This is a genomic window from Micromonospora sp. LOL_013 (assembly GCF_048060315.1).
In the GTDB taxonomy this organism is placed as follows: domain Bacteria; phylum Actinomycetota; class Actinomycetes; order Mycobacteriales; family Micromonosporaceae; genus Micromonospora_E.
In genome coordinates this window covers 57,707-77,177 of record NZ_JBHMIQ010000008.1, presented here as the reverse complement: position 1 = coordinate 77,177, position 19,471 = coordinate 57,707, and the positions used below count along the sequence as shown (strand labels likewise).

15 protein-coding genes are annotated in these 19,471 nt (G+C 71.7%); 1 reads left to right on the top strand and 14 read right to left on the bottom strand.

The window, feature by feature from the left end:
- Positions 1-4 precede the first annotated feature (4 nt).
- The 9 genes from ACFHWS_RS07570 to ACFHWS_RS07530 all read right to left on the bottom strand — a co-directional run bounded on the left by ACFHWS_RS07570 (position 5) and on the right by ACFHWS_RS07530 (position 9,790).
- Positions 5-460: a hypothetical protein gene (locus ACFHWS_RS07570; protein WP_416552539.1), complete on the bottom strand. Its 456-nt coding sequence runs from the start codon at positions 458-460 to the stop codon at positions 5-7.
- On the bottom strand, positions 457-1,221 hold the full coding sequence (locus ACFHWS_RS07565; RefSeq protein ID WP_416552537.1) for an amidohydrolase family protein: 765 nt from the start codon (positions 1,219-1,221) through the stop codon (positions 457-459). Before ACFHWS_RS07565 ends, ACFHWS_RS07570 begins: the two co-directional genes overlap by 4 nt.
- On the bottom strand, positions 1,218-2,225 hold the full coding sequence (locus ACFHWS_RS07560) for an ABC transporter ATP-binding protein (protein WP_416552535.1): 1,008 nt from the start codon (positions 2,223-2,225) through the stop codon (positions 1,218-1,220). The genes ACFHWS_RS07565 and ACFHWS_RS07560 overlap by 4 nt, the downstream gene beginning before the upstream one ends.
- Entirely contained in the window at positions 2,222-3,295 is a 1,074-nt protein-coding gene (locus tag ACFHWS_RS07555) for an ABC transporter ATP-binding protein (protein WP_416567881.1), read from the bottom strand. The genes ACFHWS_RS07560 and ACFHWS_RS07555 overlap by 4 nt, the downstream gene beginning before the upstream one ends.
- On the bottom strand, positions 3,292-3,984 hold the full coding sequence (locus ACFHWS_RS07550; RefSeq protein ID WP_282231898.1) for an alpha/beta hydrolase: 693 nt from the start codon (positions 3,982-3,984) through the stop codon (positions 3,292-3,294). Before ACFHWS_RS07550 ends, ACFHWS_RS07555 begins: the two co-directional genes overlap by 4 nt.
- A gap of 7 nt (positions 3,985-3,991) precedes the next feature.
- Positions 3,992-5,044, bottom strand: a complete 1,053-nt coding sequence (locus ACFHWS_RS07545) for an ABC transporter permease (RefSeq protein ID WP_282231899.1) — start codon at positions 5,042-5,044, stop codon at positions 3,992-3,994.
- The gene (locus ACFHWS_RS07540) at positions 5,041-5,910 is read right to left on the bottom strand and encodes an ABC transporter permease (RefSeq protein WP_416552530.1); all 870 of its coding nucleotides are present in this window, start codon (positions 5,908-5,910) and stop codon (positions 5,041-5,043) included. The genes ACFHWS_RS07545 and ACFHWS_RS07540 overlap by 4 nt, the downstream gene beginning before the upstream one ends.
- Positions 5,911-5,940: 30 nt before the next feature.
- Positions 5,941-7,587 (bottom strand): ABC transporter substrate-binding protein, encoded by a 1,647-nt coding sequence (locus ACFHWS_RS07535; protein ID WP_282231900.1) that lies wholly within the window; start codon positions 7,585-7,587, stop codon positions 5,941-5,943.
- A 181-nt stretch (positions 7,588-7,768) separates the two neighbouring features.
- On the bottom strand, positions 7,769-9,790 hold the full coding sequence (locus ACFHWS_RS07530; RefSeq protein WP_416567880.1) for a primary-amine oxidase: 2,022 nt from the start codon (positions 9,788-9,790) through the stop codon (positions 7,769-7,771).
- Positions 9,791-10,098: 308 nt separating this feature from the next.
- Here ACFHWS_RS07530 and ACFHWS_RS07525 point away from each other — a divergent pair, with 308 nt between their 5' ends.
- Positions 10,099-10,854, top strand: coding sequence for a GntR family transcriptional regulator (locus ACFHWS_RS07525; protein WP_416552526.1), 756 nt, complete (start codon positions 10,099-10,101; stop codon positions 10,852-10,854).
- Here ACFHWS_RS07525 and ACFHWS_RS07520 read toward each other — a convergent pair.
- The 5 genes from ACFHWS_RS07520 to ACFHWS_RS07500 form a co-directional block, all read right to left on the bottom strand.
- Complete coding sequence (locus ACFHWS_RS07520) at positions 10,790-13,336, bottom strand: aminotransferase class V-fold PLP-dependent enzyme (RefSeq protein WP_416552524.1); 2,547 nt, start codon at positions 13,334-13,336, stop codon at positions 10,790-10,792. The two genes, ACFHWS_RS07525 and ACFHWS_RS07520, sit on opposite strands and share 65 nt — an antisense overlap.
- A gap of 101 nt (positions 13,337-13,437) precedes the next feature.
- Positions 13,438-14,892, bottom strand: coding sequence for an aldehyde dehydrogenase family protein (locus ACFHWS_RS07515; protein ID WP_416552522.1), 1,455 nt, complete (start codon positions 14,890-14,892; stop codon positions 13,438-13,440).
- A 12-nt stretch (positions 14,893-14,904) separates the two neighbouring features.
- Positions 14,905-16,437 (bottom strand): glutamine synthetase family protein, encoded by a 1,533-nt coding sequence (locus ACFHWS_RS07510; protein ID WP_416567879.1) that lies wholly within the window; start codon positions 16,435-16,437, stop codon positions 14,905-14,907.
- Positions 16,430-17,791 (bottom strand): Rieske 2Fe-2S domain-containing protein, encoded by a 1,362-nt coding sequence (locus tag ACFHWS_RS07505; RefSeq protein WP_416552518.1) that lies wholly within the window; start codon positions 17,789-17,791, stop codon positions 16,430-16,432. The genes ACFHWS_RS07510 and ACFHWS_RS07505 overlap by 8 nt, the downstream gene beginning before the upstream one ends.
- A 456-nt stretch (positions 17,792-18,247) precedes the next feature.
- Positions 18,248-19,030 carry a hypothetical protein gene (locus ACFHWS_RS07500; protein WP_416552516.1) on the bottom strand — a complete coding sequence of 261 codons (783 nt, stop codon included), beginning with the start codon at positions 19,028-19,030 and terminating at the stop codon, positions 18,248-18,250.
- Positions 19,031-19,471: the final 441 nt, after the last annotated feature.

Genomic DNA, 19,471 nt, shown 5'->3' with positions numbered 1-19,471 from the left:
CGGGTCACCAGGCCCGGCGAGTCTTCTCCGGCAGCAGGTCGATGGCCTCCATCGCGGTGACGGCGCCGTCGACGGTGGTGATCCAGACCCGGGCCTGCGGGCTGTAGTCGCTGATCAGCTCGCGGCACACCCCACACGGGGCGATGACCCGAAACCGGCCGGCCGGCTTGATCTGCACCGAGACCACGCTGTCGACGGTGAGCGGCGTCCCGGCGGGCAACGCGGCGCGGGCCGCGCCGAGGGCGACACCTTCAGCACAGATCGAGCTGCGCCGGCAGGACCCTTCCAGGTGTACGCCGGTGTGGATGGTGCCGTCCGGGGCGCGCAGCGCGGTGGCGACCTCGTGCCGGCCGGCGACCCAGACCTTCGACAGCAGCCGCTGGGCGACGTCGAGCAACTCGACCTCGCCCGGGGTCATCCCGGCCGGTGCCGGCACCGGAGCGACATCCTCGGTGATCATGCGGTGATCCCGAGCAGCCTGGCCATGTTGCCGCCCTCGACGAGTGCCCGGTCCGCGGCGTCCGGGATCGCCTTGGCAATCTTCATCCGTTCCAGGTCGAAGTCGGAGCCGGGCCACTCGCTGCCCAGCAGGATCTGCTCCGGGCCGAGCCGAGCGTACGCCCGCTTGACGTCGCTGATCAGCGTGGCTGAGGTCTCCAGGTAGACGTGCGGGTTCCGTTCGGCGACGATGATCGCCTCGGGAACGTTCCAGACCGCTCCCATGTGGGCGATGATCGTCGGCACCTGCGGGTGCCCCTTGGCGATCTCCTCAATCGCGAGCGGCGCGCAGAACGCGTCATCGAGGGCGTTGATCAGCACCATCAGGCCGTGTTCGGCGCAGGCGGCGAAGACCGGGTCGAGCAGTCCGTGGTCGGCGACGTGGTAGCCGTGCAGGCTGGGGTGCAGTTTGAGCCCTTTGAGGCCGGCGTCGGCGATCCGGGCGATCTCGTCGAGCGCGTCGTCGTCGGCCGGGCGGACCTGCCCGAAGCCGAACAGCCGGTCCGGGTGGGCCTTGGTCAGGCCGATAATGAAGTCGTTCTCGATCCGCTGGGCCAGGGAGCAGACCATTGCCATGTCGACCCCGGCGGCGTCCATCCGGTCCAGGATTCGTCGCGGGTCGAACGGCGTGTACGGTGGCGGCGCCTGCCCCGGCCGGGCACCGGTCAGGTAGTCGGACCTGCCCCGGACGTCCTGGGTGGTGTTGTATGCGTCGATGATCACTGTGCTGTGCCTCCGGTGGTGACGGTCGACGGTGCCGGAATGTCAGCCGGCACCAAGGGCAAATGGCAGCGGACCGTACGGCCCGGGTGGATCGGTCGCAGCGCCGGCGCTTCGATGCGGCAGCGGTCGACGGCGTACCGGCAGCGCGTGTGGAACAGGCAGCCGGCCGGTGGGTGAGCGGGATCAGGCAGCTCGCCGGCGAGCACAATCCGTTCCCGGTCGGACTTCCGGTCGAGGGTGGGCACGGCCGACAGCAGTGCCTCGCTGTACGGATGTGCCGGCCTGCCGAAGAAGGTGTCCCGGTCGGCGACCTCGATGATCTGGCCGAGGTACATGACGGCGATCCGGTCGGCGATGTGCCGCACCACGCCAAGGTCGTGCGAGATGAACAGCATGGTCAGCCCGCGCTCCCGGGTCAGGTCGGCGAGCAGGTTCACCACCTGGGCCTGGATGGAGACGTCGAGTGCGGACACCGGCTCGTCGGCGACGATGAACCGGGGTGACGGGGCGAGCGCCCGGGCGATGCCGATGCGCTGCCGCTGGCCGCCGGAGAACTCGTGCGGCCGGCGTCGGCCGGCGTCGCGGCCCAGCCCGACGAGGTCGAGCAGTTCGTCGACGGCCCGGCTGGCGTCGGCCCGGCTGGCCCCCCGGCCGCGCAGCAGCGGCTCGGCGACGCTGTCGGCGATCCGCCGCCGCGGGTTGAGCGAGCTGAACGGATCCTGGAAGACCATCTGCAGATCCGCGCGGATCTGCCGGAACACGGCCCCGCGCAGGCCGGTGATCTCCCGGCCGAGCAGTCGGATGCTGCCGGCGGTGGGTTCGGTGATCCGCAGGACGGCCCGGCCGAGGGTGGACTTGCCGCAACCGGACTCGCCGACCAGGCCGAGGGTCTCACCCTCGCGGATCTCCAGGTCGACGTCGCGCACGGCGCGGACCGGATCACCGCCGCGCCCCGGGTACTCCACCCGCAGGCCGGTCAGCTGGATCAGTGGCACGCTGGTCACGGTCGACCTCCGACCGCTGTCGGGGTGCGGGCGGTGTGCCGGGCCGACGCGTCGAGCAGGCACGCGTCGACATGGCCCGGTTCGCCGTACCGGTTGACAAGCTCGGGTGGCGCGGTGTCGCAGTCGGCGTGGGCGAACGCGCAGCGTGGGGCGAAGCCGCAGCCGGGTGGTCGGTCGACGCCGGTGAGCGGGCTGCCGGGGATGGCCGGCAGCCGGTCGGCGACCGGCCCGTCGACCCGGGGCACCGAGTCGAGCAGCCCCATCGTGTACGGGTGCTGGGGCGAGTAGAGCACCTGGTCGCGGGTGCCCTGCTCGACGATGCGGCCGCCGTACATGACGGCGACCCGGTCGGCGACCTCGGCGACCACTCCGAGGTCGTGGGTGATCAGGACGATGGAGGTGCCGTGCTCGGCCTGCAGTCGTTTGAGGGTGGCCAGTACCTGGGCCTGGATGGTGACGTCGAGGGCGGTGGTCGGCTCGTCGGCGATCAGTACGGTCGGGTCGTTCGCCAGCCCTATCGCGATCATGACGCGTTGCCGCATGCCGCCGGAGAGCTGGTGAGGGTAGGCGCGGGCGTTGCGGGCCGGATTGGCGATGCCGACGTCGGCGAGCAGCTCCTCGGCCCGCTGCCAGGCCCGCGCCCGGCTGATCCGTTGATGGGTACGGATCATCTCGGCGACCTGGGCCCCGGCTCGCTGCAACGGGTTGAGCGCGGCGAGGGCGTCCTGGAACACCACCGAGATGTCCCGGCCCCGGACCCGGCGCAGGTCGGCCTCGCTGGCGGTGGTCAGGTCCCGCCCGTCGAACTCCACCCGGCCGGTGATGTGCGTGCCGGGTGCCCGGTTGAGCCCGACCAGGCTCATCGCCAGGGCGGACTTGCCGGAGCCGGACTCGCCGACCAGGGCGAGGATCTCACCGGCGTGCAGGTCGAGGTCGACGCCGGCGACGGCCGGCAGCCGACCGGCCGGTACGTCGAACTCGACCCGCAGTCCGCGCACGGACAGCACCGGCGCCGCCGGGCCGGCCGGGGCCGGGCCGGTCGGGGCCGGGCCGGTCGGGGTGGAGGTCACCGGGGCGCTCCGGTGATGCTGGCGGCGGCCTGCTCCACCAGGTCGGCCACTTCACGGGGCCACACCCGGGGGGTGAAGTGACTGCCGGTGATCTCGGCTACGGCAGCGCCGGCGCGGGCCGCCATGTCCCGTTGGGTGTCCGGGCGCAGCGTCTTGTCCTGTGCCGCGACCAGGTACCAGGACGGCTTGTCGCGCCAGGCGGGCACCCCGGTGGGCTGCGCGAAGATGGCGTCGGCGCTGGGGCGCGAGTCGGCGTCGAAGTTGTCCCGTTCGGCTTCCGGCACGTCCCAGCCGATCTCCGCCCAGTACTCGGGGCTGTGCTCCGAGGCCCACTCGCCGTTCGGACCGCGTCGCATGTGCCGGCTGACCTCGGCGGGCGGGTAGCGGCCGATGATGTCCTGGATCGACTCGTCCTCGTCGGGGGCGAAGGCGCAGACGTAGACGAGCCCCGCGACCCGATCGTCCCGGCCGACGTTGGTGATCACCGCCCCGCCGTAGGAGTGACCGGCCAGCAGCACCGGTGCGGTGCAGTCGGCAAGCACGGCGGTGGTGTTGGCGACGTCCTCGACGAGCGAGTTCATCGGATTGGTGACCAGGTGTACCCGGTGTCCGGCGGCGCGCAGCAACGGTGCCACGTGGGCCCAGGTGCTCGGGGTGCCGCCAGCACCGTGCACCAGCACGATATCCATGATGGATTCATCCTCTCCGTAGGCGCGGGTCCAGGACCAGGTAGAACAGATCGACTACGGCGTTGACCAGCACGAAGAGCAGCGCGATCGCCAGCGCGGCGCCCTGCACCACCGGGTAGTCGCGTTGCAGCACCGAGCTGACCAGCAGGTTGCCGACGCCCGGGTACGAGAAGACGGTCTCGGTGATCACCGAGCCACCGAGCAGCGAACCGAATTGCAGACCGAGCACGGTCACGATGGGCAGGCCGGCGTTGCGCAGCACGTGCCGGCGCAGGATGGTCCGCTCCCGCAGCCCTTTCATCCGGGCGGTCCGCACGAAGTCGTCGCTGAGCACCTCCAGCACCGAGGCCCGCACGATCCGGGTGATGAAGCCGGCCATCGCCAACGCGAGGGTGGTCGCCGGCAGGATCAGGTAATGCAGCCACGGCCCGACCAGTTCGGGCCGGTCCTGCAGGATCGCGTCGAGGAGTACGAAGTTGGTGGTGGGCTGGTAGTCGAGCTGGCTGGGCAGCCGACCGATCACCGGCATCCAGCGCAGCCACACGCCGAAGACCACGATGCTCAGTACGCCGAGGGCGAACCAGGGCAGCGAGAAACTGACCGTGGCGATGGACCGGGTGGCGGTGTCCACCCAGGTGTCCTTGCGCAGCGCGGCGATCACCCCGGTGACGACCCCGATGAGGATGGCGATCAGCATCGCCGCGACGGTCAACTCGATCGTCGCCGGCAACGCACCACCCAGCAGGTCCAGCACGCTGTTGCCGCCGTAGAAGGAACGCCCGAGATCCAGCCCGAACAGATCGCCGAGGTAGCGCAGGTACTGCTCCCAGATCGGCCGGTCCAGGCCGAGTGCCTCGTTGATCCGGGCTTCGTTGGCCGAGATCTGCTCGGCGCTGAGGCCCTGGGTGCCGCTGGCCGCGAGGGTCGACGACGGTGAGCCGGGCAGCTGGCGGATGGCCAGGAACACCAGGGAGGCCAGGACGAACAGCACCACCGGCACGCTGGCCAGCCGGCGGACCGTAAGCATCGGCAGTGACCTGCCGCGCAGCAGCCGGATCATCGGCGGCTCCTCGGGTCCAGCGCGTCGCGCAGGTCGTCGCCTACGAAGTTGCTGGCGACCACGAAGACCAGCGTCAACGCTGCGGGCAGCACCGCCATCCGGGGTGCCGAGTAGATGAACTCCTGGCCGGCCTGCACCATGTAGCCCCAGTCCGGGGTGGGCGGCTGGATGCCCAGGCCCAGGTAGGACAGGCCGGCGGCAAATCCGGCGGCCACCGACAGGGTCATCACGATCTGGGCGAGCAGCGGGCCGGCGATGTTCGGCAGGATCTCCTGGATCATGATCCGGGGCGACCGGGTGCCGCCGAGCCGGGCGGCGAGCACGTAGTCGCGGGCGGCCTCCCGGGCGGTCAACGCCCGGGCCAGCCGGGCCAGGCCGGGTGACAGCGCGACCCCGACCCCGACCACCAGACTGCGTACGCCGGGTCCGCTGGCCGCCACCACCAGGATGATCAATAGCATCGACGGGAAGGCCAGCCCGACGTCGGTGACCCGCATCAGGATCTGCTCACCCCAGCCGCCGAGGTAGCCGGCGAGCATGCCGACGGTGGTGCCGATGAGCGCGGCCAGGACGGTGGCGAGGAACGCGACCAGCAGCAGTGGTTGGGCGCCGTGTACCAGCCGGGCCAGGAAGTCACGGCCGAGATCGTCGGTGCCGAGCGGGTGCCCGGCGGTGCCGAACCCGGCGAGGGTGACGTTGGACTGCCGCTCCGGGTCGGCGCCGATCATCAGCGGCCCGATTGTCGCCATCAGCACGAAACCGACGACCACCAGCCAGGAGACGGTGGCCAGCCAGGACCGGGCGATGGAGCGCCGCGCGAAGGCGGCTCTCCATCGCCCGACCGGCCGCGCCCCGGCGACCGTCACCGGTCCCCCGGCCGGGCCGTGCGGATCGGATCAGACACTGGCGTTCTCCATGAAGCAGCGGTGGTTGCCGAGCGCGGCGACGTTGGCGCCCTCGACGTTCGCCCCGGTCACCACCGGGTTCGCCGAGTAGCACAGCATCGACAGCACCATGTACTGCTCGGCGAACCGGCGCTGGATGTCGCTGTACGCGGCGGTGCGCTCGGGACCGTTGGGCAGGTTCTTCGCGGCGGCCAGGTCGTCAGCGAACGCCTCGGATCCGGGCAGCGTGTTGAATCCGGAGGTGAAGTCGCCGTACACCCCGGATGGCAGGCCCATCGCCCCGATCATGTTGTCCGGGTCCGGGATGTAGGAGTTGCGCTCCCAGATCATCAGCTCGTGGAACTCGTCGTCCGGGTCGAGCAGCCGGCTGAAGTAGGTCGCCGGGTCGACCGAGTCAGTGACGACCGTCAGCCCGATGTCGGTGAGGTTCTGCGCGACGATCTGCGCCGCCCGCGGGTGCCAGGAGTCGCTGGCCGCCATCAACGCCACCTGCCGGCCGCTGGCACCGGCCGACTCGATCAGCCGCCGGGCCTCGTCCGGATCGAACCGGCTCAGGTCAGCCAGGCTCGGGTCGTGGCCGTCCTGCGACGGTGGGATCGTGTAGCCGTCGGGTGGCGCGCCGATCCCGAAGAACGCCTGGGCGATGATCGCCTCGCGGTCGACTGCCAGGTTTATCGCCTGGCGCACCTCCAGCTCCGGGATCCGCCGGGCGTCGATCATCATCATCGCGTCGAAGCTGTACGGCGTCTCGTGGAAGGTCACCGCGTCGTCGGCCTTCAGCTGCTCGACCGCCGAGTACGGGGTGAACTGGGTGGCGGACAGGTCGCCGCTGAGCAGCGAGCTGACGATGGTCGAGGGGTCCTGGACCTGTTGCATCACCAGCCGGTCGACCTTGGGCCGGCCGGTGCGGTAGTCCTCGAAAGCGGTCAGCACCACCTGCTGCCCGGCGGTGGCCGAGGAGAACTGGAACGGGCCGGTGCCGACCAGGTTCTTGCCGATGTCGGCGCCGTACTCGGCGAGTGCGGCGGAGGAGATGATCCGGCCGCCGATGTCGGAGAGCCGGTTGAGCACGGTGGCGTCCGGACTGTTGAGCACCATCACCACGGTGTACTCGTCGGGGGCGTCCAGCGAGGCGACGTTGGCACCGAGGCTGCGCAGCGGCCGGGACGACCCCTCGGGCAGCGTCGGGTCGTCCTCGTTGAACTGCCGACCGAGGCTGGCCAGCACGTCCGCCGAGGTGAAGGTGGTGCCGTCGTGGAAGGTGACGCCCTGGCGGAGGGTGAAGGTGTAGGTCAGCCCGTCGTCGGAGATCTCCCAGCTCTCGGCGAGGTCGGCCTGCGGCTCGTTGGTCTCGAAGGAGATGAAGGTCAGCCCACGGCAGATGCAGTCGACCGCCATCCAGTCGCCCAGTGAGGTGTAGAAGGCCGGGTCGTGGACGGCGCTGGTGGCGTCGATGCCGAGCGTGAGGGTGCCGCCGCTGCTGGTGCCGTCGTCGCCGTCTTCGCTGCCGTCGGAGGCGACGCCGCAGGCGGCGAGCAGGCTGCTGGCGCCAAAGCCGAGGCCGAGCAGTCCGGTGCCACGCAGCATCGCGCGACGGGTTATCAGGTTCTGCGGGAGGTTGCGGGGATCGTCCGACATAGTGCGCTCCTCGGCAGGGTATGGGACGAAGATGGATGAAATTTCATTTGGATTGGATCCAAAACCATCATCTGCGGTACCCGATTCGGGTCCGTATCGCGATTGTGAACGTCTGGTGTCGGGATGTCGAGAATGGACAGGTTCCCCCATGGCCGGCGCGGTGGCCGACGTACCGGCCGGGTCAGTCGGCCGGCACCACGTCTGTTCCGTCTGTTCCGGTGGCGCAGCAGGCACTGCCCGCGCCGCGGGCAGTGGCCGGATCCGGAACGTCCATCGCCGGATTGCGGTCGAAGAAGCCGTCCGGTTCAAGGATCATGTGGATCGCGTCCACCGGCATCACCGGCCACTGCTCGGGACGCGGGAAATGGTGGGTGCCGAGCACCGGCCACAGCACCAGCTCCACACCGTCGATCGACCGGTCCTGGCGCTGCCAGACCTGCACACCGTCGTCGCCCGGCTCGGCGTGGTTGGGATAGCGGCCACCGAGGAACTGCTCCTGCGGGTCGTACGGAGTGGCCCACAGGTGCTGGTGGATGAACGGTGCGCGGCGGGCCATCACCGAGTCCGGCCGGGCGAACGACCGGGTGGTGTTCGGCAGCAGCAGCCGATAGGCCGTCGGTTCACCGAACCGGTTGGTCCGGGTGGTGCTCTCCACCCGCCAGCGGCGGGCCGACGACGGATCGGTGCGGCGCGCCGCCTGCGACTCACGCAGCAGCGGGGTACGCACGTTGCGTACCGCGTTGCCGTACGGGTCGAGTGCCGGGTCGGTCTCGCCCTCGGCGTGCTCCTCGACCAGCCGATTGCGCGGTCCGTCCACCGCCATGTCCAGGCGTAGCCCGAAGTAGTGCTGGTGGGTCGGCGTCTGCACGTTCGGCGCGACGACCCGGCCGTAGCGCACCTCGTCGCCGTCAGCGATGCCGGAGGCGGAGAGCATCCCGGTCAACTTGACCTCCAGCTCGATCCGGCCGTCCTGGTAGAGCGACCAGTAGAAGCCGTAGTCGTAGTTGGCCACGGTCTGGAAGTTGGAGATGACCAACCGACGCGAGCGGCGCACCTGGCTGACCCCGCGCCGCAGGTCGTTGTGCTTCCAGAGGATGCTGTGGTCCTCCTCGTGCATGCAGATCGCGTTCGGGATGGTCACCGGGTCGCCGTCGCCGCCGAGGTAGGCGGTGTCGAAGTAGTAGATGACGCCGAGGCAGTCGCAGCCGAGGGCAAGCGAGTTGGTCAACGGCCCGGCCCCGTACTCACCCCAGTCGAAGAAGTTCTTGCGGTACTGGGTGGAGTTGGGGTCGAGGTACGGCACGTACATCTCGTTGCAGGCGGCCCGCTTGACCACCGGCCGGCCCTGGAACTCCAGGTCGTACAGGACCAGGCCCTCGCGGTGGGTGAAGCCGACCCGCAGCTGCCAGCCCTGCCAGCTGACCTGCCAGCCGTCGACGTCGAAACTCGGACCGTCGGGCTGCACGACGTCCAACGGCCGCAGCCCGGGCCGGGCCGGCCAGGCCTCGGCCTCCAGCGGGCCGGCCTCGTCCGAGATCGGCACCACGCCGTGGTCCTCGACCTCCAGGACCTCCATGGTCGCCATGTCGATGATCGGCACCACGCCCTGCACCGGGCGCACGTAACCGTTGTCGCCCTCGTTGACTCGGTGCCAGACGGTGCCCCAGGTGAGCCGCCGGTCGGCGTACCGCTTCGGCTCGAAGCCGCCCATCGACTCGGCGTCGACCACCACCAGGGAGACGTCGTGGATGCCCCGCTTGGCGAGCACCTCGCGGAACCTCGGGCTCTGCCGGCAGGCCTGGGCGGCCGCGCGGGCCTCCTCGGAGGTGATGCCGGGCCGACGCGGGTCGAGCGGACGCCAGTCCAGGCAGCGGTCGGCGGCACCGTCGCCTGCAGCGTGGTTCGACGCCGCACCGTCGTCCCGGCTCCCGACGGCCAGCGCGACGTCGATCTCCCAGGCGGTGCCGGCGGCATGGTCCATGGCCACCAGTCCGAGTCGGACCTCCCCGGCCGCGGCCGCGCCGGCCAGGACGGCCCGGGCGTGCGCCTCGTCCAGCGTGGCCCCCCAGAACCGGGTTCGCTCGCCGAGCCGACCGTCGGCGCGGGCGACGGCGACGGCCCGGGCGATCTCCGCCGGGCTGGGTGGGTCGAGCGGATGGTTACGGTGGTTGCGCCCGTCCGGGCTGGGGTGGCACGCGCTCACGATTGCTCCTGTCGCCGTCGCGGGAGTCGTTCCGATGCGGTCCGGCTCGTCTGGGGTCGGTCTGCGTCGCGTCGTGGTGGCTGCGGCGGGCCGGTGCTTCCTAAGAACTCCCTGGCCAAGGTAGTCTCGGATACTACCGTAGGATCATTGGATCCAAAACCAGGATCCAAAGCGAAATGTACGGGACCCGCAGGGTCGCCGGCCGGCTTGCTATCGTGACACTCACATCGCACCACTGTGGAGACGATGGCAGCCGGGCCGGAACCCGGCCGGCTGGGCCGCACACCGATCAGACAGGGGCACCGGGCATGCCAGTCAGCTCGACGGAAACCACGAGCAGTGCCCTCGTCGACGCCACCGCGGCCAAGATCCGCGCCAAGATCATGTCCGGTGAGATCCCGATCGGCGCCCAACTGCGCCAGGCCGAGCTGGCCAAGCTCCTCGGAGTCAGCCGCACCCCGGTCCGGGAGGCGCTGCGGCAGCTGCAGACCGGCGGGCTGATCGAGGTGGTGCCGCACCGTGGGGCAGTGGTCCGGGTCCCGGCGCCGTGGGAGGTCCGGGAAGCCTACGAGGTCCGTGCGGAGCTGGAGGCGCTGGCCTGCGAGCGGGCGGTCAGCCGGATCACCGACGACGTCCTGCACGAGTTGCGGGAGGCCAATTCGCTGCTGCGGCGTACCGAGCAGGCCGCCCGGGGCAGCATCCCGCAGCGACGGGTCGACGACGACCCGGGGGTCGCCCGCGCCCGGGTGGCCCTGGCCGGCTCCACCAACACCGCCAACGACCGGTTCCACACCCTCATCCACCAGGTGGCCGGCAACGACTGGCTGGCCAGGGTGATCAAGGAGATCAACGAGGCGTTCCCGCGCAACGTCTCGGCACTCGTGCTGCAGGACAATCCGCGGCACCGCGACGACAACTTCCACGAGCACGAACGGATCATCGCCGCGCTCACCGCGGAGGATGGCGAACGCGCTCGGCGCGAGATGCAGGCCCATGTGATCAGCGCCGGTGAGCAGTTGGCTCGCTGGTACGAGCGGCGATCGGCGACGGTGTTCCGGGGTTGACCCGGTCGGCGGCCCAGTCCCCGGGTGGCACCCCGGCGACCCCCATCGCCTCCGGAGCGAGAAACTCCAGATCCGGCCGGGGCACCCCGGTCGCCAGGTCGGCCAGCGCGGTGCCGATCGCCGGCCCGAACTTGAACCCGTGCCCGGAACAGGCCACCGCGATCAACACCTGCGAATGCGCCGGCAGCGCACCGACCGCGAACCGGTTGCCCGGTGCCATGGTGTAACGGCAGGCCAGCTCGGCGGTGACCGGGCCGTCGGCGGCCGGCAGGAACCGACGGGCGACAGAGAGCAGCTCGGCCCGCTCGGCGGCGGTCACCGGCCCGGGTGCCCGGCTCAGGTCGTCAACCGGCCCGTGGTCGAACCCCACCTTGACGGCGTCCGGACCGTACGCCGGGATGCCGTAGAGCAGACCGACGCCGGGGACCTCGACCGAGAACGGGCCGAGCGCCGGTGGGGCCAGCAACGCCGGGGTTGACGAGCCGATGTGGATGTTGACGATCCGCACGGTGGTCAGCCGGCCGGCGAACTCCGGCACCAGGTCGGCGGTCCACGGTCCGGCGCAGATGACCAGCCGGTCGGCGAGGAAGTCACCGGAGTCGGTGTGCACCCGGACCCCGGCACCGTCCGGATGCCAACCGGTTACCCGGCAGCCGTCGCGGCGGTGCACCCCGGCGGTCCGGCCGAGCCCGGCCAGCGCGTCCATCACGGCGGCGGCGTCGATCACGCCGGCCGCCGGATCGTGTACGGCCACCATGTCGGCGCCGAGCACCAGCCCCGGCGCGATGCCGGCGGCCTGGTTGGCGTCGACCAGGACACAATCCGGCCCACGCAGGGTGCTGCTGGTCCGGGCCGGTCGCGCGTACAGGCCCCCGACGGTGCTCACCAACCGGCGACCAGCGGCCTGCTCCAGCTGGCGCCAACCGGTGTACGCGCGGTCCACCAGGTCGTCCCAGACCGGCGACGGGTAGGCGCGGCGGATCATCCGGGTCCGTCCGTGTGACGATCCTTCGGTGTGCCCGGCCGGCAGCCGGTCGAGCTGAATCACCCGGACGCCCCGCGCGGCGAGCGCCCAGGCAGCGCTGCGACCGTGGACGCCGGCACCGACGACGATCACCTCGGCCCGGCGGTCTGCACCGGTCTGCAGCGCGGGAGCCGGGCCCGGCGCGGCCGTCGTCGCCGTGGGCACAGCCGACGGCGGAGGCGCAGCCTCCGAAACAGCCGGTACGGACGGTGGGGTCGGCACGGACGGTAGGGTCGGCACACCGGTGGCCGTCGGACGGGCCAGTCGGGCCAGGAGCGCGTCCACTTCGGTGTCGTCGTTGTAGACGTGCACCGAGGCGCGGACCACCGCCGGCAGGCCGCGCCGGCCCAGGTCCCACTGGCCGTGGCTGGCCGGCACGGCGACCAGGTGCAGTCCGGCGGCGCGCAACGTGCGTACCGTGGTGGTCGGTTCCTCGCCGTCGCGGACGAAGGTGACGATGCCGCCGCCGGCCGCCGGCGGGTCGACCACGGTCACCCCGGGCAGCTCGGCCAGCTCGGCCCGCAACCGGGCGGCCAGGCCGCTGACGTACGCCGAGATGGCGTCGACGCCGAGGGCGAGCGCCTCGGTAAGCGCGGCGCCCAGGCCGAGCCGCAGCGCGTGCGACGCCTCCCAGGTCTCGTACCGTCGGGCGCCGGGCAGCAGGTCGTACTCCTCGTCTCCGGTCCACCGGGCACCACGCACGTCCGGGGTCAATGGCCGGGCGCGCTCGCGCAGCGTCGGGTCGAGGTAGAGCAGCCCGGTGCCGCGCGGTCCACGCAGGAACTTGCGACCGGTGGCGACCAGGATGTCGGCGCGCATCGCGCCGACGTCGACGGGCAGTTGGCCGACCGACTGGGTGGCGTCGACCAGCAACGGCACGCCGACCGCGGCGACCCGGGCGCCGATCTGCGCGACCGGTTCGATCAGCGCCGACGAGGTCGGTACGTGGGCGACGGTGACCAGCGCGGCCGGCTGCCGCAGTGCCTGCTCCAACTGGTCCAGGTCGACGCCGCCCGAGTCGTCGGTGGGCAGCACCTCGACGCTGATGCCCCGGGTGCGGCGCAGCTCGAGCAGGTGCAGTGCGGAGCTGACGTAGCTGGAGGCGGAGGCGAGGATCCGGTCACCGGGGCCGAGACGCAGCGCGTCGATCGCCCGGTGCCACGCGACGGTGGCGCTCTCCACCAGGGCGACGTCCTCCCCGGTCGCGCCGATCAGCCGGCCGGCCAGGTGATAGACGTCGGCGGTCCGCTCGGCTGCGGCCTCGGCCGCCTCGTAGCCGCCGAGCCGCGACTCCAGCCGCAAGTGGTCGATGACCGCGTCGAGGACGGCGAGGCTGGGCAGTGCGGCGCCGGCGGCGTTGAGGTGGTGGGCCAGGGTCGCGCCGGGAGTGACGGCCCGTAGCGCCGCCGGGTCGAGCGGTGCGGGCGCCGGGTCGGCGGGTTCCGCGACCGCGCCCACCGGTCCAGTCTGGGATGCAGTGTCTTTCAAGATGGATCCCATCGGTGATCGGGGCGGTGCCCGGTCCGGCGAGGTGCCACCGACCGGACCGGCACCGCCGGTCAAAGCGCGACGACGACGCCCTTGCGCTCGCAGTACGAATGCAGGGCTTCGTCGCCCAGGTCCCGGCCCAGACCGGAGTCCCCGACCCCGCCGAAGGACAACGCCGGGTCGAAGATGTTATACGTGTTCACCCAGACCGTGCCGACCCGCAGCGCGGCCGCCATCCGGTGCGCCCGGGACAGGTCCCGGGTCCACACCCCGGCGGCCAGCCCGTACGACGTGTCATTGCCGATCGCGACCGCCTCGTCCTCGTCGTCGAAGGCGATCACCCCGGTCACCGGCCCGAAGATCTCCTCCCGGGCGATCACCATGTCGTTGCGTACCCCGGTGAACAGGGTCGGTTCGACGAAGTAGCCGGGCCGGTCCGGCACCCCGCCGCCGACCGCGACCGTGGCGCCCTCCCGCACGCCGGTCTCGATGTACGACAGCACCTGCTGGCGCTGCTCCTCGGAGACCAGCGGGCCGACGGTCACCCCGCCGTCCAGTCCGTTGCCCAGCGGCACCCGGCGGGTCGCCGCCGCCAGCCGCTCGGTCATCTCGTCCAGGATCGACCGCTGCACCAGCAGCCGGCTGCCGGCGGTGCACATCTGCCCGGAGTGGCCGAACGACGCCCGCATCGCGGTCAGCACCGCGGCGTCCAGGTCGGCGTCGGCGAAGACGATGTTCGGGCTCTTGCCGCCCAACTCCAGGGTGAGCCGCTTCATCGTCGGTGCCGCCCCGGCCATCACCAGCCGACCCACCTCGGTGGAGCCGGTGAAGGACACCTTCGCCACCTGAGGATGGGCGACCAGCGCCGCGCCGACCTCGCCGTCGCCGGTGAGCACGTTGAACACCCCCGGCGGTACGCCGGCCTCGGCGGCCAGCGCGGCCACCCGCAACATGGTCAGCGGGGTCTGCTCGGCCGGCTTGACCACGATCGGGCAGCCGGCGGCCAACGCCGGGGCGATCTTGAAGCAGCCGGTCATGATCGGGAAGTTCCACGGCAGGATCAGCGCCGCCACGCCGACCGGCTCCAGCACCGTGTAGACGTGGTGACCGCCGCCGTCGATCGGCACCACGGTGCCGGTCAGCCGGCTGGTCGCCCCGGCGAAGTGCCGGAACGCCCGGGCCGCCGCGCCGGTGTCGGCCCGGGAACGTTCGATCGGCTTGCCGTTGTCCCGGGTCTCCAGCACCGCCAACTCCTCGAGGTGCGCCTCGATCAGGTCGGCGAGCCGGTGCAGCACCCGGGTGCGCTCCAGCGGGGCCAGCCCGCTCCACCGGCGGTCGGCGTACGCCCGAGTGGCGGCGGCCACCGCCGCGTCCACGTCGTCGGCGGTGGCCTGGGCGACCCGGCTGATCACCGCACCGGTGGACGGGTCACGCACCTCGATCAGCGCGCGCCCGCCCGGGGCGATCCACTCGCCGTCGACGTGAAACGGCTCCAGGTCGGCCAGCGGGGCGACAGACGACGTCATCGGGCTACTCCCTCAGATCAGATCGAAGTACTCGCGCTGCTCCCAGTCGGAGACGTGCGCGAGGTAGCGGGCGAACTCGCGGCGCTTGAGCGTCGCGTACCAGGAGATCACCGGGGCGCCGAGCGCGGCGGTGAACGCCGGATCGGCCTCCAGCGCGGTCAGCGCCTCGGCGAGCGAGTCCGGCAGCCGGGGCGCGTCGGCGGCGTACGGATCCCGCACCGCCGGTGGCGGGGCGAGCCGCCGGTCGATCCCGTCCAGGCCGCTGACCAGCTGCGACGCGATATACAGGTACGGGTTGGCGGCTGGCTCGCCGCACCGGTTCTCCAGCCGTACCCCAGTGTCGGAGCCGGCACCGACGGCGCGGACCATGGCCCCTTTGTTGTCGACGCCCCAGGCCACCCGGTCCGGGGCGAGCGAGAACGGCAGGTAGCGCTTGTAGCCGTTGACCGTCGGGGTGGCGAAGGCGGCGGCCGCGCCGGCGTGCTCCAGCAGACCGGCGAGGTAGTGCCCAGCGACCGGGGAGAGCGCCTCCCCCGGCGTGGTCGGGTCGAACGCCGCCGCGCCGGTGGCCAGCTCACGCAGCGACTGGTGCAGGTGCCAGCCGGTGGAGGCGGTCTGGGCACCAGCCGGGCGGGACATGAACGTGGCGTGGTAGCCGTGCCGGCGGCAGAGCTGGCGGATCGCCGAGCGGGCCAGCAGCACCTGGTCGGCGGCGACCGCCGCGTCCCCGGCGGTCATGGTGATCTCGAACTGGCTCGGCCCGAACTCCAGCTCCAGGGATCGCAGCGGCAGGTCGAGCCGGGTGAGCCCGTGGTGCAGCAGTTGGACCACCTCGTCGGCGCGGTCCAGCCCGTCCTCGTGCAGCAGCTGCGCACCCCGGCTCAGCGGCCGGGTGCCGCTGGCCTGGCCAGGGGCGCCGGGCCGGCCCACCTGGTCGTCGTCGAGCCCGCCGTCGGTAGGACCGTCGGTGGCGAAGACGTGGAACTCCAGCTCGGCGCCGACGGTCATCGCGTACCCGGCGGCGGCCAGCCGGTCGAGCTGCGTGCGCAGCAGGCCACGGGTGCAGAACGGCACCGTGGCACCGTCGGGGAACCGCAGGTCGCACAGCACCCAGCCGGTCCGGTGCGCCCACGGCAGCACCCGGAACGTGGTCGGGTCGGGCACCAGCACGATGTCCCCGGCACCGGCGAACCCGTCCACCCCGACGCCGGTGTCGGCGGCGAAGACCGGGAATACCGACGCACCCGACGGGTCCTTGAGCAGCAGCGACGACGGCGCGGTCACCCCGGACCGCAGTGCCGTGGCGGCCGCTTCGCGGGTCAACGTCTTGCCGCGCAGCACGCCGTGCTGGTCGGCGAAGGAGAACCGGATCAGCTCGATCCCGAGCTCGTCGACGACCCGGCGCAGCTGGCCGGCGGCGGCGTACTGGGTGTCGGTCCACAGTCCGTGACGATCGATGAAGCCGCCCCGGTCGGCGGCGAGCATCGGCACGGCGCGGCGGCCGTCCCCACCGTCGGCGACGGGCCGTTCGTCGAGGCTACGCATCGCCGGCCGCCGACCGCGTCGGACCGCCGACCGCCGACCGGGCCGAATCGCTGGCCCACGGGGAGCCGGCCCGCCGCTGTGCCTCGCGCTCACGCCAGGTCTGTTCCCAACTGTCGGTCGGGGCGACGGTGTCGACGGCGAGCGGGCCGGTCAGCTCGGCGGCGGCGGCCTCGTCGGCTGGGCGGGCCGGGACCGGGTTACCGGCCTCGAACGCGTCGATCGCGCGCAGCAGCAGCCGGCGGTTGGCGGTGACCGCCCGGTCGGAGACACCGAGTCGCTCCACGGTGCGGTCCTGGATCGGGCCCATGCTCTCCACCGCCCACTGGTCGTGGACGTTGATGTCCAGGCCCATCCCGGTGTAGGTCAGGTCACGCTGCTCGGCCGGGTCGAAGCCCCAGTTGTTGGCCCGGTTGCGCAGCGGCCGATAGTCCGGCAGGGAGACCTCGTCGAGCCGCTGGGCGAGCAGGGTCTGCTTGTCGGTCGGCTCGGCGAAGTCGTAGAAGATCATGTACCAGTAGTGGTGGTGGTCGTCGATCGGCACGTGCCACTGGCAGAAGACCTTGTCGTTGCCGAACGGCACCACGAACGCGTTGGGGAAGACCAGGTTCGTGATGCGTACGTGCCGGATCTCGTCGGTGAGCTGGCGCAGCGCGTACACCCGCAGGCCGTGCTCGGCCTGCTCGACCTCGATGTCCGGCCGGTAGGCGTCGCCGACCAGCTTGGACAGCTTCTGCCCGGTGCCGGCGACCTCCTCGCTGAACTGCTGGCCGTAGACGTCGCGCGGATCCTCGTCGATGAACCGGTGCAGGAACGAGACGTGGCTGGGGTCGATGCCGCCCTCGACGCCCTGCAGCCAGTTGCACTCCCACAGCCCCTTGAAGGCGAAGGTGTACTCGTCGGGGGCCTGGAAGCAGTCGTAGTGCGGCATCGGCGGCGGGTCGCCCTCGCCGAGGTAGGCGAAGATGATCCCGTTGCGCTCGACGCATGGGTAGCTGGGGATGCGCACCTTGCTGGCGAAGGTGCTGTGCGGCGGCTCGGCCGGCTGCTCCAGGCAGCGCCCGTCCGGCCCGTACAGCCAACCGTGGTAGAGGCAGCGCAGCCCGCCGTCCTCGTGCCGGCCGTACGCCAGGTCGACGCCCCGGTGCGCGCAGAACCGCCCGACCAGCGCCCAGCCGCCGTCGGCCTGCTTGAACAGCACCAGGTCCTCGCCGAGCAGCCGGACCGGTTTGACCGGCCGCTGCGGGTCCATCTCCGACACCAGCGCCGCCGGCTGCCAGTACGCGCGCATCAGCCGACCGAGCGGCGTGCCCGGCCCGGAGCGGGTGATTCGCTCGTTCTCCTCGCGCCGCAGCATGGCACCCCTCCCAGCTAGGCATCCTATCAAGCGTGCATTGGATCCAATCCTGGCACAGATGTCGGCAGAGCGATAGATGCAGCATCCCGGTTTCCACCGACGATCAGCGCTTCTGCCCCGTCGTACCGCGAGGTCACTCACGCCGGCGGCGACCGCCGCTTCCGGCGCGCGGGACGCCCGACGCCTCGGCCAGCATCCCAGCATCGAGCGCAGTACCTGCCTACGCACGACAGCGCACCATGCACTACCGCAGGAACCTCACCGGAAGCGGCTCGGCGACAGTTGCCGGAGAGCGTCCTGGTTGACATCCTCCTCGCCTAGAGGTCAAGGATCGGCTCCGAACCCGGCTGCGGGGCCGACCTGGCCCAGGTCCTCGCCGCGCTGCGGCTTGCCGAGTCCGGCACCGTCGCCGGTCGTCCTGACTCCCTGACCGCTACCGGCGAAATCACTCCGCCGCTAACCGCCGGGCCGAGGCGCCCACCAGTCGCCGAGCACAATGTGCAGCACCATGGTCAGCAGGCTGATCCCGAGGGCCGCGAGCAGCCCGAACGCGAAGCCGAGAACGCCGGGGTACCGACGCCGGTCGACGCCGACCACGCCAGGCAACGCCGCCGCCCTGCCCGACCACGGACGCTCCAGACCCAGCCACCACAGCAGACCGAGCCCGAACGGGGCCAGGAAGACCAGCCAGAACCAGTACCACCGGGTGCCCAGCGCCGGAGCCGGCCCACCGACCAGCACCACCAGGAAGGTCACGAGCAGCACGAAACCGATCTGGGTACCGATCCTGACCGAGGTCTGCACGCCGCCGACCCGCTCTTCCAGGCCGGCGGCGCGCAGGTCGCGGGCCAGGGCGGCGGCACCCGGGCCGGCGTAGCTGCTGCCGCCGTCGGCAGCGGCAGCGGCAGCGGTCACCGCACCGAAGGTCGCGGTGTTGGTCCAGCGCACCCGGCCGTCGGCGGTACGCCAGCCGAACAGCGGGCCGAGCTGACCGGACGACCGCAGCTCGGCGACGTCGAACCATCCGCGTCGACTCTGGCCCCAGCTGTCACCCCACTGGTACGCCACCACCCGACCCGCTGCAACGTCCGCCTTCGCCTGGTCGTAGTCGTGCTGCCGGGGCGCTGTCCACCAGGCGGTCGTCGCAGCGACCAGCCACAGCAGGACGAGCACCAGCCGCAGCACCGTCCACCACGGAACGGCACGCACCATCGCCAGCCCGCGTATACCGTCGCTCATGGACGCATTGTGGCACCACCTGACCAGCAGCAGCCGACCTCGTCGAGGGCCGAGACCAGGCGCTAGATGCGTGCGCCGACGGCTGGGTGGTCAACGCCAGCGAGGTGAACAGCGGGAACCCGACGACGACGCCGAGGGCGACGAACCACGGGTCGAGTCGTTGAACGGCGACCCTGGTGGCGGGTAGCGACATGCTGAACGCGAGCACCCCCAGCGCGCCGAGGGCGGGCCCGGTGAGCCGGTCCGCTGTTACCGGCCGGACCTTCGTCGCCGCCCGCCCCGACGACCGGCACTCCCGCGACAACACCGGACCTGGCGTGGCAGACGGTGGCGCTCGGCGCCGAAGCCAGCGACCGCCCTGACCGGGACGGCATCCCGGTCAGCGCCCGCGTCTTCAAGCAGGCGCTACGCCGTCCCGGCGTCTTCGCCGAAGGCCGGGGG

Excerpts from the sequence above, each read along its gene's own strand:
- ACFHWS_RS07550 (WP_282231898.1), bottom strand. The coding sequence starts at position 3,984 with ATGGATATCGTGCTGGTGCACGGTGCTGGCGGCACCCCGAGCACCTGG.
- ACFHWS_RS07510 (WP_416567879.1), bottom strand. The coding sequence starts at position 16,437 with ATGCGTAGCCTCGACGAACGGCCCGTCGCCGACGGTGGGGACGGCCGC.
- ACFHWS_RS07545 (WP_282231899.1), bottom strand. The coding sequence starts at position 5,044 with ATGATCCGGCTGCTGCGCGGCAGGTCACTGCCGATGCTTACGGTCCGC.
- ACFHWS_RS07535 (WP_282231900.1), bottom strand. The coding sequence starts at position 7,587 with ATGTCGGACGATCCCCGCAACCTCCCGCAGAACCTGATAACCCGTCGC.
- ACFHWS_RS07570 (WP_416552539.1), bottom strand. The coding sequence starts at position 460 with ATGATCACCGAGGATGTCGCTCCGGTGCCGGCACCGGCCGGGATGACC.
- ACFHWS_RS07505 (WP_416552518.1), bottom strand. The coding sequence starts at position 17,791 with ATGCTGCGGCGCGAGGAGAACGAGCGAATCACCCGCTCCGGGCCGGGC.
- ACFHWS_RS07525 (WP_416552526.1), top strand. The coding sequence starts at position 10,099 with ATGCCAGTCAGCTCGACGGAAACCACGAGCAGTGCCCTCGTCGACGCC.
- ACFHWS_RS07500 (WP_416552516.1), bottom strand. The coding sequence starts at position 19,030 with ATGAGCGACGGTATACGCGGGCTGGCGATGGTGCGTGCCGTTCCGTGG.
- ACFHWS_RS07515 (WP_416552522.1), bottom strand. The coding sequence starts at position 14,892 with ATGACGTCGTCTGTCGCCCCGCTGGCCGACCTGGAGCCGTTTCACGTC.